Origin of the sequence: Pragia fontium DSM 5563 = ATCC 49100, assembly GCF_900112475.1 — a bacterium.
GTDB classification, from domain to species: domain Bacteria; phylum Pseudomonadota; class Gammaproteobacteria; order Enterobacterales; family Enterobacteriaceae; genus Pragia; species Pragia fontium.
Genome location: NZ_FOLW01000015.1, coordinates 1 through 17202, shown reverse-complemented (window position 1 = coordinate 17202; position 17202 = coordinate 1). Strand labels below are relative to the sequence as shown.

The 17202-nt window shown below is 44.6% G+C and carries 14 protein-coding genes; 6 read left to right on the top strand and 8 right to left on the bottom strand.

The genetic code is table 11. The annotated features are described in order from the left end of the window. Window positions 1–469 precede the first annotated feature (469 nt). The 3 genes from BMZ28_RS15695 (at window position 470) to glpX (ending at window position 4016) form a co-directional block, all read left to right on the top strand. The gene (locus BMZ28_RS15695; RefSeq protein WP_047782236.1) at window positions 470–1291 is read left to right on the top strand and encodes an MIP/aquaporin family protein; all 822 of its coding nucleotides are present in this window, start codon (window positions 470–472) and stop codon (window positions 1289–1291) included. Window positions 1292–1340: 49 nt separating this feature from the next. Continuing rightward, the gene (gene glpK / locus BMZ28_RS15690; RefSeq protein ID WP_047782237.1) at window positions 1341–2852 is read left to right on the top strand and encodes a glycerol kinase GlpK; all 1512 of its coding nucleotides are present in this window, start codon (window positions 1341–1343) and stop codon (window positions 2850–2852) included. A 153-nt stretch (window positions 2853–3005) separates the two neighbouring features. Beyond that, entirely contained in the window at window positions 3006–4016 is a 1011-nt protein-coding gene (gene glpX / locus BMZ28_RS15685) for a class II fructose-bisphosphatase (RefSeq protein WP_047782238.1), read from the top strand. A gap of 71 nt (window positions 4017–4087) precedes the next feature. On the opposite strand, the gene pyrE is transcribed toward glpX, so the two are convergent. From pyrE to BMZ28_RS15670, 3 genes are all read right to left on the bottom strand, one after another. Next, window positions 4088–4729 carry an orotate phosphoribosyltransferase gene (gene pyrE, locus BMZ28_RS15680; RefSeq protein ID WP_047782239.1) on the bottom strand — a complete coding sequence of 214 codons (642 nt, stop codon included), beginning with the start codon at window positions 4727–4729 and terminating at the stop codon, window positions 4088–4090. Window positions 4730–4798: 69 nt separating this feature from the next. Further along, on the bottom strand, window positions 4799–5515 hold the full coding sequence (rph, locus tag BMZ28_RS15675; RefSeq protein WP_047782240.1) for a ribonuclease PH: 717 nt from the start codon (window positions 5513–5515) through the stop codon (window positions 4799–4801). Window positions 5516–5766: 251 nt separating this feature from the next. After that, window positions 5767–6126 carry a hypothetical protein gene (locus tag BMZ28_RS15670; RefSeq protein ID WP_074824655.1) on the bottom strand — a complete coding sequence of 120 codons (360 nt, stop codon included), beginning with the start codon at window positions 6124–6126 and terminating at the stop codon, window positions 5767–5769. Window positions 6127–6524: 398 nt separating this feature from the next. Here BMZ28_RS15670 and deoR point away from each other — a divergent pair, with 398 nt between their 5' ends. Continuing rightward, the gene (deoR, locus tag BMZ28_RS15665; protein WP_047782242.1) at window positions 6525–7289 is read left to right on the top strand and encodes a DNA-binding transcriptional repressor DeoR; all 765 of its coding nucleotides are present in this window, start codon (window positions 6525–6527) and stop codon (window positions 7287–7289) included. 143 nt (window positions 7290–7432) lie between these two features. On the opposite strand, the gene BMZ28_RS15660 is transcribed toward deoR, so the two are convergent. The 5 genes from BMZ28_RS15660 to BMZ28_RS15640 all read right to left on the bottom strand — a co-directional run bounded on the left by BMZ28_RS15660 (window position 7433) and on the right by BMZ28_RS15640 (window position 14768). Beyond that, on the bottom strand, window positions 7433–8782 hold the full coding sequence (locus tag BMZ28_RS15660; protein ID WP_082119004.1) for an OprD family outer membrane porin: 1350 nt from the start codon (window positions 8780–8782) through the stop codon (window positions 7433–7435). 222 nt (window positions 8783–9004) lie between these two features. Continuing rightward, a complete protein-coding gene (locus BMZ28_RS15655) occupies window positions 9005–10306 on the bottom strand; it encodes a pyrimidine-nucleoside phosphorylase (RefSeq protein ID WP_047782243.1) in 1302 nt (433 codons plus the stop codon). A 55-nt stretch (window positions 10307–10361) separates the two neighbouring features. Further along, the gene (deoB, locus tag BMZ28_RS15650; RefSeq protein WP_074824652.1) at window positions 10362–11546 is read right to left on the bottom strand and encodes a phosphopentomutase; all 1185 of its coding nucleotides are present in this window, start codon (window positions 11544–11546) and stop codon (window positions 10362–10364) included. Between the two features lie 11 nt (window positions 11547–11557). Next, a complete protein-coding gene (locus tag BMZ28_RS15645) occupies window positions 11558–13510 on the bottom strand; it encodes a bifunctional 2',3'-cyclic-nucleotide 2'-phosphodiesterase/3'-nucleotidase (protein WP_074824648.1) in 1953 nt (650 codons plus the stop codon). A 79-nt stretch (window positions 13511–13589) separates the two neighbouring features. After that, window positions 13590–14768 (bottom strand): NupC/NupG family nucleoside CNT transporter, encoded by a 1179-nt coding sequence (locus BMZ28_RS15640; RefSeq protein ID WP_047782246.1) that lies wholly within the window; start codon window positions 14766–14768, stop codon window positions 13590–13592. Between the two features lie 411 nt (window positions 14769–15179). On the opposite strand from BMZ28_RS15640, the gene deoC reads away from it, so the two are divergent. Further along, window positions 15180–15860, top strand: a complete 681-nt coding sequence (gene deoC / locus BMZ28_RS15635) for a deoxyribose-phosphate aldolase (protein WP_074824645.1) — start codon at window positions 15180–15182, stop codon at window positions 15858–15860. Between the two features lie 240 nt (window positions 15861–16100). After that, a complete protein-coding gene (locus tag BMZ28_RS15630; protein ID WP_074824642.1) occupies window positions 16101–16964 on the top strand; it encodes a YicC/YloC family endoribonuclease in 864 nt (287 codons plus the stop codon). Window positions 16965–17202: the final 238 nt, after the last annotated feature.

Here is a 17202-nt window from a genome sequence, read left to right as displayed (position 1 = left end):
GACATAACCGCAAAGCGGAAAATCAAAAATTATCACAGCCGCTAGCGGCAAGACGCGCTCATCCCGTTTAGTGGATCGCCAAAATCAACAGAATGATTGTATTAACCTGACCTGATGCTGTCCAGCCATAGACCCATATAAAGCGCGAATGTTCAGAAATTTTGTTAATAAAACTGAAAACCATCCGTCAAAGCCAGCTAACCGATTATACCGCGGTCTACACGCATTGAGAAATATGCTTCTGAAGGTTCAGCAAAATTTGCCAGAAATCTGAGCCAGGCATCAATTTTCGAACTCAAAACAACAATTCTTTGACCGATAACACAGATTAACACTTTCGTTATTTTTCGAAATGGCGCGATAACGCTAAAATAAAGCTATTCCCTCTATCTCTCTAATAGAGGCTATAAACAGGTAATCAGCTTAACGCCATTTACCTCTCTCTTCTTCCTTTTACAGGATTATATTTATGAGCCAAACCGACGGCCCTTCTTTAAAGGGGCAATGTATTGCTGAGTTTCTTGGTACTGGTTTATTTCTTTTTTTTGGTATTGGCTGTGTAGCGGCATTGAAAGTGGCGGGAGCAAGCCTCGGACAATGGGAAATTAGTATTATCTGGGGTCTGGCGGTTGCACTGGGCGTTTACTTAACTGCCGGTGTATCCGGGGCTCATCTTAACCCGGCCGTCACCATTGCTCTCTGGTTATTCGCCTGTTTTGACCGCAAGAAAGTAGTTCCTTTTATTATTGCGCAAGTCGCTGGCGCATTCTGTGGGGCTGCGTTGGTATATGGCCTGTACTTCAGCTTGTTCTACGAAGTAGAAACAGCTCAGCACATTGTCAGAGGTAGCGTAGACAGTCTGTCATTAGCTGGCGTGTTCTCCACTTACCCCAACCCGGCAATTAATGTATTTCAGGCATTTTGTGTGGAATTCGTCATCTCGGCTATTCTGCTCTGTTTGATTCTGGCCTTAACCGATGACGGCAACGGTGTACCGCGCGGTTCTTTAGCACCATTATTAATTGGTATTCTGGTTGCGGTTATCGGTGCATCTATGGGACCACTAACCGGATTCGCCATGAACCCGGCGCGTGATTTCGGACCAAAACTGTTTGCCTATTTTGCTGGCTGGGGCAATATTGCTATGACCGGAGGCAGAGATATTCCTTACTTTATTGTCCCTATTTTAGGACCTATTCTCGGCGGCTGTCTGGGTGCATGGGGCTATCGTAAATTTATTGGCGGCAATTTGCCTTGCCATACCTGCGCTATCGACGACAACAAAAAATAATGGCTGCCGTTAACTTACTTACCACACGTCAATTCACGGAGTTACCGCAATGACGACTGAACAGAAATATATTGTAGCCCTCGATCAGGGGACGACCAGTTCACGAGCCGTGGTTTTGGACCACGATGCTAACATCATCGGTGTATCGCAGCGTGAATTTACCCAAATTTATCCCCATGCTGGTTGGGTAGAACATGACCCGATGGAAATTTGGGCCACCCAAAGCGCGGTATTAGTTGAAGTACTGGCACAAACTGGCATCAGCTCAGATGAAGTCGCTGCAATAGGTATCACCAACCAGCGTGAAACCACTATCGTCTGGGATAAAGCAACCGGTAAACCAATCTATAACGCTATCGTATGGCAATGCCGCAGAACCGCCAGCATTTGTGAGCAGTTGAAAAAAGAAGGCATGACAGACTATATCCGTGAAAATACGGGTTTGGTTGTTGACCCCTACTTCTCTGGTACCAAAGTGAAGTGGATTCTGGATAACGTCGAAGGCGCTCGTGAGCGCGCAAAACGCGGTGAATTACTGTTTGGTACCGTCGATACTTGGCTGGTATGGAATATGACGCAGGGGCGCATCCACGTTACCGATTACACCAATGCCTCCCGTACGATGCTGTTCAATATCAAAACGCTGGAATGGGATCAACGCATGCTGGAAGCGTTGGATATTCCTCGGGAAATGCTGCCGGAAGTTCGTCCGTCTTCGGAAATTTATGGCAAAACCAATATTGGTGGTAAAGGCGGTACGCGTATTCCTATTTCTGGTATGGCCGGAGACCAACAGGCAGCACTATTCGGTCATTTATGCGTCCAACCAGGTATGGCGAAGAACACCTATGGTACCGGTTGTTTCCTACTGATGAACACCGGCAAAGAAGTCGTGAAGTCCGACCATGGCCTGTTAACCACCATCGCCTGTGGCCCACGTGGTGAAGTGAACTATGCATTGGAAGGTGCGGTGTTTATCGGTGGTGCGTCTATCCAGTGGCTACGCGATGAACTAAAACTGTTTAACGATGCTATGGACTCCGAATATTTCGCTACTAAAGTCAAAGACAGCAACGGCGTATATGTGGTACCAGCCTTTACCGGTTTAGGCGCACCATATTGGGATCCTTATGCTCGTGGCGCCATTCTCGGTCTAACCCGCGGCGTGAACTCTAACCACATCATCCGCGCAACGCTGGAATCTATCGCTTATCAAACCAGAGACGTTTTGGATGCGATGCAGGCCGATGCAGGCACACGCCTTAAAGCTTTACGCGTTGACGGCGGTGCCGTATCCAATAACTTCCTGATGCAGTTCCAATCAGACATTCTGGGTACCTCTGTAGAACGCCCGGCAGTACGCGAAGTGACCGCATTAGGTGCAGCTTACTTGGCCGGTTTAGCCGTTGGGTTCTGGAGCGATCTGGAAGAAGTGAAAAGCAAAGCAGATATCGAGCGAGTATTTAAACCCGGTATCGAAACCACCGAGCGTAACTACCGTTATAAAGGCTGGCAGAAAGCCGTGGCTCGTGCCCGTGACTGGGAAGAGCACGACGCGTAATAAAACGCTCTCGATAACAAAAGGCCCGCTTGCGGGCCTTTTGTTTGTTGATAATTCGCTTATCACCCTCTTTTTACCCGAGTTAACTGTGATAAGATCCCATCAATATTTTTCCATTCATCATCCATTCTTCACTACAGACGGACCCAACAAATGAAACGTGAATTAGCGATTGAGTTTTCCCGTGTCACTGAGGCCGCTGCACTGGCCGGTTACCGCTATTTAGGCCGCGGCGATAAAAATAAAGCCGACGGTGCGGCAGTAGAAGCCATGCGAATTGTACTAAATCAGGTCAATATCGACGGCGAAATCGTGATTGGTGAAGGTGAGATCGACGAAGCCCCAATGCTTTATATCGGGGAAAAAGTGGGAACTGGTCATGGTGATGCGGTCGATATCGCAGTTGATCCCATCGAAGGTACCCGTATGACCGCGATGGGTCAGGCTAATGCTTTATCAGTATTGGCCGTAGCAGAAAAAGGTGCCTTCCTGCATGCGCCTGATATGTACATGGAAAAACTGGTTGTTGGCCCTGGCGCCAAAGATACCATTGACTTAAATTTGCCCCTGCGTGAAAACCTGATTCGTATTGCCGCTAAATTAGAGAAACCCCTGGAGTCTTTAACTGTGATCACGCTGGCTAAGCCGCGTCACGATGGGGTTATTGCTGAGATGCAGCAGCTAGGCGTCAAAGTATTCGCCATTCCTGACGGTGATGTTGCTGCCTCTATCTTGACCTGCATGCCAGACAGTGAAGTCGATGTGATGTACGGGATCGGTGGTGCACCAGAAGGCGTTATCTCTGCTGCCGTCATTCGAGCACTAGACGGCGATATGCAGTCCCGTTTACTGGCTCGTCATCAGGTAAAAGGGGACAGTGAAGAGAATCGCCGCATCGGTGAACAAGAGCTGGAGCGTTGCCGCCAAATGGGCATTGAGGCAGGAAAGGTACTTAAGTTGGGCGATATGGCGCGTAACGATAATATTATTTTTTCAGCCACCGGTATCACTAAAGGCGATCTGTTGAATGGTATTCAGCGCAAAGGGAATATGGCCACAACTGAAACCCTCATGATCCGCGGTAAATCCCGTACCATTCGGCGAATTCAGTCAATTCATTATCTGGATCGCAAAGATCCTGCCCTGTGTGACATTCTGCTTTAAGACTTTTTCATCATGCCATGCTGCCTTCATTCAGGGCAGCATGGTACTTTATCTAAACCTATTTCAGGCGATTAAACGCCAAACTCACTACGATAAGCTTGGATGGCCGCCAGTTGTTCCACCATCTCTGGCTTCTCCGTCAGATACTCTACTAAATCATCCAGCGTAACAATAGTAATCACCTCACATTGGTAATCACGCTTTACTTCCTGAATGGCTGACAGTTCACCACGGCCACGCTCTTGACGATCGAGAGAAATCAATACTCCGCTCAATGTTGCGTCATGCTGACGAATCACTTCCATTGATTCACGAATAGCAGTACCGGCAGTAATCACATCATCAACCAGCATAACGCGGCCGGTCAGAGGGCTCCCCACCAAACTGCCGCCTTCACCGTGATCTTTGGTTTCTTTACGATTAAAACAGTAAGGAATATCAATATCATGATGTTCAGACAGAGCAACCGCCGTAGTAGTGGCAATCGGAATACCTTTGTAGGCTGGCCCAAACAGTAAATCAAACGCTATACCGGAATCTACCAGTGCTGCCGCATAAAAACGCCCGAGCAACGCCAAATCACGTCCAGTATTAAAGAGACCCGCATTAAAAAAGTATGGACTAACTCGACCGGATTTCAGGTGGAATTCGCCAAACTTTAATACCTGTTTATTCAGTGCGAACTCAATAAACTGGCGTTGATAGGGTTTCATAAACGGCCTCTCCTTAACTGAATAACAATAATTAAATCATAAAAAAGCGACGTTTCCGTCGCTTTTCAACTACTGTGCCAATACGGCTATTTGAGCCTGAATAATGGTATCTATTCCCTGACGAGCCAGAGCCAATAACTCTAACAACTCTTCATGAGTAAACGGCTCACCTTCTGCCGTACCCTGTACTTCAATCATGCGACCGTCATCGGTCATCACCACATTCATATCGGTTTCAGCAGCAGAATCTTCCACATACTCCAAATCGCAAAGGGCCTCGCCACCCACAATGCCCACGGATACCGCAGCGACCATACATTTCATTGGGTTCTTCTTCAACTTACCTTTGGCAACCAACGAGTTTAGCGCGTCAGCCAATGCTACGCAGGCTCCGCTAATCGATGCGGTACGCGTGCCACCATCCGCCTGTAACACATCACAATCCAATGTAATAGTGAACTCACCTAACAAGGTTAGATCAACCGCGGCACGCAGTGAACGAGCGATCAGACGCTGAATCTCCAGCGTGCGTCCCCCTTGCTTGCCTTTTGCCGCTTCACGTGGATTACGAGTATGGGTTGAACGTGGTAGCATGCCGTATTCAGCAGTGATCCATCCCTGACCTTGCCCTTTCAGAAAACGCGGTACACCTTCTTCAATTGTCGCCGTACACAGCACTTTAGTTTCACCAAACTCTACCAAAACGGAACCTTCCGCATGTTTGGTATAATGGCGAGTAAAGGTAATAGGGCGTACTTGTTGAGCACTTCGACCTTCTGGACGCATGCAATAATCTCCACGGGTGTATTTATTGGTGGCTCAGGAAGTGTTCCACAATATAATTATTAAAAATATTGAGGAACGCCCCCTGCTTCTGTGACCGCGCATTATACTGACTTCGTAGCGCTATGCCTATCATGGACAGTAAACTTTACCGCAGCTAAGAGACTTTTATCTGACTGGCAAAGAATAAATACATTCTTATCGATAAAAGTAAGCCCACCACAGGGTGGGCCATAAAAATAGAGAAATATCGATTAGTTAACTGCAGGAGCTGCGGCAACAGACTCGGTGGATTCAGGATTACCAAAATTAAAAATGAATCTTTTATATTGGTTTTGGAAAGCAAGTTTTGCCTCTTTACCCGTCATTTTTCCATCGATTACCTGCTGCTTATACTTATTAGCCGTTGCCATAATATTGATAGCTCCACTACCTTGGCTCACTTTATGGTCCGCAGCTAATAATGCGTTCATACAGTCAACGTAACCAACATAAGCATTCGCCTCAGGGTTCTGAGCATCGCACTGTTTATGATATTTAGTCATAATTGAATATTTGGAAGCACACCCTGCCATAGCCAACACCACCAGGACTAAAATCGACATTTTTTTCATAACTATTCCTTTATATTTTAATTAGATAGTACTTTTTATATCCTGAAACATTAATACCTGCAATAATGTTTTACCAGCGAGTCAATATTGAATCTGTTACTGAATCAACCAAAATAGTAGCTAATTCAAACGGGTAATAAACCATAGTTTGTTACAGGTCACTGGTCGACGCTTCTTCAACAGCATAATATTTTCTTTAGAAAAATAAAATCCGATGATGCTCAAAAAATAGCTATAATCACCAGCTAAACCGTGTGCCAAAATCGCTACCGACTTATCTGGACATCAAGCAGTATTATTATAATAATGAACCAGTTGTCAGGAAGAATGCATCTTATGCTTAATTTTCATGGCGCTCAATAACATTATATCAATTCACTTTTATGCAGGATCATTCAATGGATACCCCGCGTGGAGAGCGCTTACAAAAGCTAATTCAAACATTAAAAGAAGGCGATAAAATTCATTTACGCGATGCCGCACAATCATTAGGCGTTTCGGAAATGACTATTCGCCGCGATTTAAATGACAATCCCTATTCTCTTATCGTGCTCGGTGGCTATATTGTTATCGATCCTAAAAACAATAACGTTAATCACTATTTTCTCAGCGAGCAGAAATCTAAAAATATTGATGAGAAAAGATATATCGGAAAACTGGCAGCCCAACAGATTGAAGAGAATGACACGGTGTTCTTTGACTCCGGTACTACTCTGCCGTTTATTATTGAAAACATTCCTGATGAACTGAGGTTTACCGGGGTGTGTTATTCTCTGAATACCTTTCTATCACTCAAGAATAAGCCCAACTGCACCGTTATTTTATGCGGTGGTGAATTCAAAACCAGTTCCTATATTTTCACACCGGTTGGTGCAAATAATGAGTTGGATTTTATCCGCCCCAATAAAGCTTTTATTTCTGCGGCAGGTGTGTCCCTGGAACATGGCGTAACCAGCTTTATTCTGGATGAAGTCAGAATGAAAATGCAGGCCATGTCAGCCTCAAAACAGAAAATACTTATCGCCGATGCCTATAAGTTCGATAAAACCAAGCCAGGACGTTTCGGCACACTCAATCAATTTGATAAAATCATCACCGATCAGCAACCAGACAAGAGTTATCTCGATTACTGTTATCAACACGATATCGGTGTGATTTATTAAGCCATAAAAAAGGGCGGTTATTCCGCCCTTCAACTTGATGATAACGCGACTAATAATTTTCCGGCCGTAACAATAGAGGCTTGTTATTGTTACAACTGGACAAAGGGCGGCATAACCGCCCTTTTTTATTTCAACAATAATTATTAGAAAATCTTAAACTTATAATCAATCTGTAATTCAATAGAGTGATTCTGCGCCAGTAACGCTTTATCTTGCGATTCATTCAAGATTGGCTTGTTACGCTTACTTTGGAAGTTCCAAGATGGTCCACCAGAAAGCTGAACGCTCAGGTTTTTCAACTTACCATCTACTGGAGCCCAACGGGTATAAAGCAGGGTTTCGCCGCGATCAATGCTAACGCCTTTATACTTCATGCCCCAGCCGTAGTTAGTGACTGCACCCACTTCAATTTCAGGCGTAACAGCATAGCCAGGCGTCCAGGCAATCATTTTCTCTTTATGCCCAACGTAGTCATTACCCCAGCTATCCGCCATGGAGTTAAACGTTCCCCGGCTGTTTTTCGCTAAGTGCCACTCAAAACGACCCAGCCCATCATCCAACTTCGCTACCGTATATGAAGCACCCACTTTATGCTTCCAACGATCGGCTTGCCACTGAGCCATTAGCGCATAGTGATAAGCGTTTTTATTAAAGGTTTTATGTGAAGTGGACATTTCAGTCCAGTTATCCAATCCCTGATTCAGATAGAATAATGAAGTCACACGGAGCTTATTACCCGCCATTGTTGACGGTTTCCATTCCAGCTCAAGGCCCTGACGACGCATATAGTCATGGCTTTCTCCCCAGAAATATAGCGCGCTATAATCCTGAAGCTGATATTTCACATCGGCAGTAGAAATATTACTGATCTGACGCTTCCTATCTGCACTGCGGAAGTGAACTTTTTCAGGTGAATCACGATCGGTATAACGCGTGACATAAGCCCCTCTTAATCTCAATGGGCCAGTACCTGCTTCAGCACTCCAGCCCAAATAGGAGCTAGGAATAGCACGAGTAGAAATATTCAACGCACCCCATTTACGCAGTTCTTTCCAACCGCTGTACAAATGGAAGTAAGTATCATCATCGCCCAGACGGAACTTACCGTAGATCTGTCCCATCTTGTTAAAGCCTTTCGCTTCACCATTATCGTTATAAAGTACGCTACGGCCATAGAACTCATCACTGTTCGCCAGCTTTAACACACTGTAATAAGAAGCATCAACACCGATCATATCGGCTAAATAACCCGAACGATAGTCAAGGGTGAATCCCTGACCCCATGCGGTTTGTACAGAACGCTCACCGTAGTCAGAAGTATTTAAATTTTTAAATACGTTACGCAGTGAAAAATCCAGCTGACTATTGTTGACAAAATCGGCTAAAAACTCAGGCGTTGTATCATTTTTCTGCGACTCAGCATAAGCGGATAAAGGCAGCAATGCGCTAGTCAATAAAGCAACAGAAAGCTTATGTAAGGTATTTATTCTCATTAATGCAATCCCTGTTCATGCCCAAAAAATAGGCGAACAAATACGCCAAATTTTGGTAATTATTTGATGGAAAGTTTTTATTATTTAATGATGCTATAAAGCGTAAATTTAATTTTTAATAATTAGTCAGGTATATATTCCTTAATTAATATTCATTGATGGCTGATGAAAATACCTTATGTCTATATATTAATATCGACATAAGGTATGAATAACTTAAATTTATTCAGTAATAATTGTGTGAATTAATGTTGGCACTTCAGCACGATCGGAAATAGTGATGTTATTATAAATTTTATCAATAACAGCAGCTACATCCGGACGGTTTGCATAAACCGTTACCAACGACTCGCCAGCTTCAACTTTGTCGCCCACTTTCTTGCGCAGCATTAAACCAACGGATAAATCGATAGTATCTTCTTTGGTTGCTCGTCCTGCACCTAACAGCATGGCAGCAACACCTAATTCATCAGCGACGATATTTGAAACTACACCACTGGTTTTAGCTGGAACTTCAATCAAATGAGCGGCCTGAGGCAGTGCATTAGGATCGTCAATTACAGCACCATTACCACCCTGACTTTCCAGGAAGGTACGGAATTTCTCTAAAGCCTTACCGTTAGCAATCACTTCTTCTAGTAAAACGCGTGCGCCTTCCAGCGTATCTGCTTTACCCGCTAAAACGACCATCTGACAGCCTAGAGCCATAACTAACTCAGTTAAATCTTCCGGGCCCTGACCGCGCAGAGTATCAATCGCTTCTTGAACTTCCAGAGAGTTACCAATTGCATAACCTAGCGGTTGGGACATATCTGAAATAACCGCCATGGTTTTACGACCAACGTTATTACCGATACGTACCATCGCTTTCGCTAGCTCGATAGCATCTTCATTGGTTTTCATAAACGCGCCAGCACCGGTTTTAACATCCAGAACGATGGCATCAGCACCTGCGGCAATTTTCTTACTCATGATAGAGCCAGCGATTAACGGAATAGAGTTCACCGTTCCGGTAACATCACGCAGCGCGTATAACTTTTTATCTGCAGGCGTTAAGTTGCCGGTTTGACCAATAACAGCAACTTTGTTGCGGTTCACTAGATCAATAAACTGCTCTTTGGTGATTTCAACGTGGAAACCTTCTACCGCTTCCAGCTTATCGATGGTTCCGCCGGTATGGCCTAAACCACGACCAGACATTTTCGCCACAGGAATATCTAAAGCAGCGACCAATGGAGCCAGAACTAAAGTTGTGGTATCACCAACGCCACCGGTAGAGTGTTTGTCCACTTTAACGCCATCAATCTCAGACAGGTCAATCACTTCACCAGAGTTAACCATTGCCATCGTCAGATCGGCACGTTCACGGTCATTCATATCCTGAAAGTAAATAGCCATTGCTAACGCGCTAGCCTGATAATCAGGAATGGAGCTATCAGTATAACCATTGATGAAGAAATTAATTTCTTCAGTGGTTAATTCCTTCCCATCGCGCTTTTTCGCAATTAGATCAACCATTCTCATTATGCAAATCCTCTTATCATTCTGGAACTTTTAGACTTAATTGCCTAAAAGTTAATTAAATTAATTTGTTCAGAAAGCTGTCACCGTAATTCGGTTTTTCCAGTCCAAAATTCTCTGCAATGGTGGCGCCCAAATCGGCAAATGCCTGACGAATCGCCAGATCGCCACCTTGCTTAAAGCGTTTTGAATAGGCCAGTAGCGGAACAAACTCTCTAGTATGATCGGTACCTTCTGCCGTCGGATCGTTACCATGATCGGCAGTAATAATCAGCAGATCGTCCTGCCCCATACCAGCAAATACCGCCGGTAAACGAGCATCAAACTCTTCCAACGCCTGGGCATAACCCTGAACGTCACGACGATGGCCGTATAGCGCATCAAAATCGACCAGATTCAGGAAACTGATGCCATGAAAAGGTTCGCTTAGCAGGCTAATAAACTTATCCATACCGTCCATATTGCCGCTGGTACGAATGCTGCGGGTGATACCTTCGCCGTCAAAAATGTCGCTGATTTTCCCCAATGCAACTACATCGTTGCCGGCAGATTTCAGCGCATCCAATACGGTTGGCGTAAACGGCTTCAGCGCATAGTCATGACGATTGGTGGTACGGGTAAAGTTTTCACGGCAATCCCCAACGTAAGGACGGGCAATTATCCGCCCAATACGATATGGCTCATCACGTGTAATTTCACGGCAGTATTCACAAATACGATATAGCTCTTCCAGCGGAATCACTGCTTCATTGGCAGCGATTTGCAAAACAGAATCCGCAGAGGTGTATACAATCAAATCACCACTGGCCAGCTGCTGTTCACCCAGCTCATCAAGAACATCAGTGCCGCTGGCAGGTTTATTACCGATCACTTTACGACCGGAAAAAGCTTCGATTTTCTCAATCAGTTCGGCTGGAAAGCCATCCGGGAACACGCTAAATGGCTGATCAACATAGATCCCCATCATTTCCCAATGACCGGTCAATGTATCCTTGCTAGCAGAAATTTCCTGCATTTTACCGTAATAACCGGACGGCTGTTCCGCTTTGGAAACTCCCTTCAAGGGCCGGATATTCGCCAGCCCCAGTCCTGCCATATTGGGAACATTCAATTGGCTGACCGACTCGGCAATATGGCCAAGCGTATCAGCACCCACGTCACCAAATTGCGCAGCGTCCGGTGCTGCTCCAATACCTACGGAGTCAATCACAACGACATGTATACGCTTGAATGGAGTTAACATAGCTACCTCTTTTATTTCTTTTGCAAATCAATCTTATAAACCGCGAAACCAATATCATCATGACCAACAAAAGTCATTGGATACTGAGCATGGTCTTTAATAAAGGCCGCCGCAGTTTCACTTGGTGAAGTTTCGACACGGATATCCAGCTGTTGTGGAGCAGCAATAGGCGCAATACTCCAACCATATTTAGTCGCTGGCGTCAGTACACCGTGTTTCTTAGTCTCGCTGCTAATATAGTTGGCAACCACTGAGCGAACTTCATCTGGCGCTGAGAAGGCAACATTCTTCTCTCCGGTACCCGAGAATGTACCACTATATGCACGATAATTATTTACCGCCGCCAGGAATTTCTGCTTAGCATCAAGCGGCTTACCTTCATAGGTCAGGTTAGTAATACGATGTGAATTCGGGTTAACCAAATTACAGTCACGGTCATAACGCGCTGGTTTAGTCACATCGATCTGATAGCTAACGCCATCAAACATATCAAAATTATAGGTTCTGAAACCGTCCCAGTTGAATAAGTGCTGTGGTTTAGCGCTATTCACATCAATCTGGTTATACATGCCGGCAGAACACTCCAGCCATTCACGCACATCCTGACCGGTGATTTTCACCGCGGCCAGAGTATTGGAATACTGGTAAATATCCGCAGCATTACGGAAGGTTAACTCACCTTTATTAATATTAACGAAGGCAGCTGGATCGTTCTTACGTCCACCGGCTTTAAACGGTGCAGCGGCAGAAATCACTTTATAGCCATCCAGGTCTGGATCGCCCTGAATATAATGTTCAACGTAAGCTTTTTGCGCATCGCGTACGATCTGAATCAATGGATCGTCTTGAACCAATGCCAGATAGCTATTCACATTGGTGTCAATTTTACCGATTGGCTTATTAACAAAGTCACGTGTTGCCTGATGATCATGCTTAATAATATCTACCAGCTTATCTTCAGCCTTAATAACCTGCTTGCCTTCTTTATCAAATACCGGACGCGCCTTCGCAGTACCAGAAGTGATCTTCCACTTATTGGTTTCACCTTCAAGCACCAAATCGATCACACCCAGATGATCGCCCCAGTGACCTGGCATGACGGCTGGAATACCGTTTAAGGTTCCCTTTTCAATATCTGCGCCTTTAACGTCAGCAAAATCTTTACCTGGGAAAATACCGTGAGCGTGACCAAACGCGATAGCATCAATCCCTTCAACTTCACTGAGGTAATAAACAGAGTTTTCTGCCAATACTTTATAAGGGTCGGTTGATAAACCAGAGTGGGCAATAGCCACTACCACATCAGCCCCTTGCTTACGCATTTCAGGCACTAACTGTTTTGCTGTTTCAGTAATATCTTTAGTAACGACTTTACCGTTCAGGTTGGATTTATCCCACAAGGTAACCTGTGGAGGAACAAAACCGATATAACCAACGCGTACCGTATGCTCTTTGCCATCACGGTCTTTTACCGGCGTATCAACGATCAGATACTGTTTAAAATACGGCTTACCGGTTTCAGCATCAAAAATGTTGGCGTTGATATAAGGGAAGCGAGCGCCGCTTAATGCGCGCTTCAGATAATCCAATCCATAGTTAAACTCATGGTTACCTAAACTACCTACGGTATAGTCAAGGTTATTCATCACCTTATAAACCGGGTGAATTTCGCCTTTCTTCAGACCACTGGCAGCTGCATAATCTGCCATTGGGCTGCCCTGAATCAGATCGCCATTATCAACCAGTACACTGTTGGTCGCTTCTTTACGGGCTTGTTCAATCAATTTCGCCGTTCTGACCAAACCGTATTTATCGGTCATTTTGTCTTTATAGTAGTCATAATCCATCATGTTACCGTGCACATCGGTGGTTTCCATGATGCGCAAGTCAACAGTGGCGGCGTTAACGGTGCCAGCAATCAGCACCGCTAAAAACGAGAGAGGTAAGGAAGGTCGTAATAACATAGTTTCCTCCAGTTCTGATCAAAATCAGTTTGGTTAAATAGTGTGAATTATCTTATTAATATCAATTTATTACCGTGAATTAGTACAGTAGTCCCACCACGGTCGCACTTAAAAAACTCACCAACGATGCACCGTATAGCAGTTTCAGACCAAATCTCGCGGCTGTATTTCCCTGACGACTATCCAGCGCTTTAATTGCGCCAACAATAATGCCGATAGAAGAGAAGTTAGCGAAAGAGACTAAAAAGACTGAAATAACCGCAATAGAGTGCTCAGAAAACTTGAACTCACTGTTCATCAGAAGATGCATGGCAACAAATTCGTTACTGACAATTTTAGTGGCCATGATTCCACCCGCTTGCACCGCTTCTTCCCATGGAATACCCACCAGAAAAGCTAAAGGAGCAAAGATATAGCCAAGAATCTCTTGAAATGAGATACCAAGAACCGCAGTAAAAATTGAGTTCGCCATAGTGATCAAGGCAATAAAGCCAATCAGCATCGCAGCAACAATGACTGCAACTTTAAATCCGTCCAGAATGTATTCACTGAGCATTTCAAAAAAGCTTTGGCGTTCTTCCTGAATGGTCAGAATATCTTCTTCCGGCTGCACCTGATATGGATTGATAATAGAGGCGATAATAAATCCGCCCAGCAGGTTCAATACCATTGCCGTTACCACATAACGCGGGTCGAGCAGTTGCATGTAAGCCCCGACGATGGCCATCGAAATGGTCGACATCGCCGAAGTACACAGGGTGTACAGTCGATGTTCGGGCAGCAGACCGAGCTGCTTTTTAATAGAGATAAAGACTTCTGACTGACCCAAAATAGCTGAAGCCACAGCGTTATAGGATTCGAGCTTACCCATACCGTTAATTTTGCTGAGTCCCAGGCCGATATATTTCACGATAAAGCCGAGAATATGCCAATGTTGCAATATACCGATTAACGCTGAGATAAAGACGATAGGCAGCAAAACGGAAACGAAGAAAGACATCTCGCCTTGATTAACCAGATTACCGAAAGCAAAGTTAACCCCTTCCTGAGCATAAGAAAGCAGATAACCAAATCCTTTCGCAAAGGTCATGATAATGGTGTTGCCGACGTTAGTTTTCAGCAACAGCATGGCCATAATAAATTGGGTAGCCAACATAACAAAGATCGGACGTAAACGAATCTCTTTACGTTTCTTACTAACCAGAGCGGCAAGGCCACATATGATAATGATACTAAGCACGCCTATAATGTATTTCATGCCTCTCTCCAAACCCTTTGAATTATATTTTTCTTTCCGTTCATACCATAAAATGTACTGAACATTGGTCCCGATGTGATTTTACTAACATTCAGGGTGTTCTCATTGTTATACCATTAACAATGTTAGAATGTTAACATCAAAAACCAATCTATGTTATTTGTGTGACACCAGTCACGCAACTTAAAACCCGCCAAATGGATTAATTAGATTATCTTGTAAAATTACCCTTGCTTTTTAATGTTAAAATTATAACATGGCTCACACGGCATAAAACCCGGGAAATGGATTAATTAGGTTATTTTGCAAAGTTACACTTGCTTTTTAATGTTAAAATTATAACATTGATGACAATTGTTAAAGTTTTATCGCGACACAATCGTTAAGCTACTTAAATCTCAGAGGGTATATATGAATCAGCAACAAATTGATTACGCAAACTATATTGACCATACATTATTAAATATGGACGCTACCGAAGCACAAATCACCAAGCTGTGCGAAGAGGCCATAACCCATCATTTTTATGCCGTTTGCGTAAACTCAGGTTATGTTCCACTAGCAGCGAAATGTCTGAAAGACACGAATGTTACAGTTTGTTCTGTGATTGGCTTCCCATTAGGCGCTGGTTTAACTTCATCTAAAGTATTTGAAGCACAGGCTGCAATCGAAGCTGGCGCTCAAGAGATCGATATGGTTATCAACGTCGGCTGGCTGAAAAGCGGCAAGTTTGACGAAGTAAAACATGATATCCAGATGGTACAAAACGCTTGTGGTAACGTTCCACTGAAAGTGATTCTGGAAACTTGCCTGCTGACTGATGAAGAAATCGTTCAGGTTTGCCACATGTGTAAAGAAATCGGTACTGCCTTTGTGAAAACCTCTACAGGCTTCAGCAAATCTGGCGCTTCTGTACATGCAACCAAACTAATGCGTGAAAGCGTTGGGTCAGTAATGGGCGTTAAGTCTTCCGGTGGCGTGCGTGACAGAGAAACAGCAAAAGCCATGATTGAAGTTGGCGCGACCCGTATCGGCACCAGCTCTGGCGTATTTATTGTTGGCGCTGACAGCCAAGATAAATCCAGCTACTAATTCTAAAGTATGCTAATAAAACTGCATTCCAATATAATATTGGGGTGCAGTTCTTTTTTATCCCTCACTGAAAACAAAACATCCTCCCTCTAAGCACTCGCTAACGATATGATTGTCAAAATAATGAGAGATTGATCCGCAATAAGTAACGATTAATCGATATAAAGCGCGCTGACGCCTTGGTGGATTAGCCCTCCGATAGGTATAATCTATTTTTATTTTATCAACGGGTACCTGATTATGATCCGCAGTATGACCGCTTATGCTCGCCACGAAACCAAAGGCGAATGGGGTAGCGCAACTTGGGAACTCCGTTCCGTAAACCAGCGTTATCTGGAAACTTATATCCGCCTTCCGGAGCAATTTCGTAGCCTCGAGCCCGTGATTCGCGAACGTTTACGTACCCGTCTGACCCGCGGAAAAATCGAATGCAACCTGCGTTTTGATCCCGATCCTTCAGCCCAAACTGAACTCATGCTGAATAAAGAATTAGCTGCGCAGCTGGTTCAGGCAGCTAACTGGGTCAAAATGCAAAGTGATGAAGGGGAAATCGATCCGGTCGATATCCTGCGCTGGCCTGGCGTAATGTCAGCCAAGAGCCAGGATTTAGACGCCATCAGCAGTGAATTGATGGCCTCTCTGGAAATTGCCTTAACCGACTTTATCGACGCTCGCGAACGCGAAGGTGCAGCATTAAAAGCACTGATTGAACAGCGCCTGGCTGGCGTCAGCACTGAAGTACAAAAGGTTCGCGCCCATATGCCAGAAGTTCTGGTCTGGCAACGCGAGCGCCTGCTCAGCAAGCTAGAAGAAGCCCAAGTCCAGTTGGATAACAACCGTCTGGAACAAGAGCTGGTGATGCTTGCCCAACGTGTCGATGTTGCTGAAGAGCTGGACCGTCTGGAAGCCCATGTAAAAGAAACCTACGTCATCCTGAAAAAACCGGAAGCCGTTGGCCGCCGTCTGGACTTTATGATGCAGGAATTCAATCGCGAGTCGAACACATTGGCTTCTAAGTCAATTAACTCGGAAGTGACGACATCAGCCATTGAGCTGAAGGTGCTGATTGAGCAAATGCGTGAGCAGATTCAGAATATTGAGTAAAGTTGCTTAGTGTTACTCTCAATAACAAAGCTCGCTTAAATGGCGGGCTTTTTTAATGCTATTAAATCTATGTTCTTGTCAGAGTCACGCTTTGAGTTACTGATGGCCCTTTACCAACAGAAACAACAGACGTAAAAAAACCTGCTATTAAAGCAGGTTTTCTTGAAATTGGTCGGCGAGAGAGGATTCACTCGTATCATCCTGATACTCGCCCTTCGGGTGTCACTTCGTGACATGC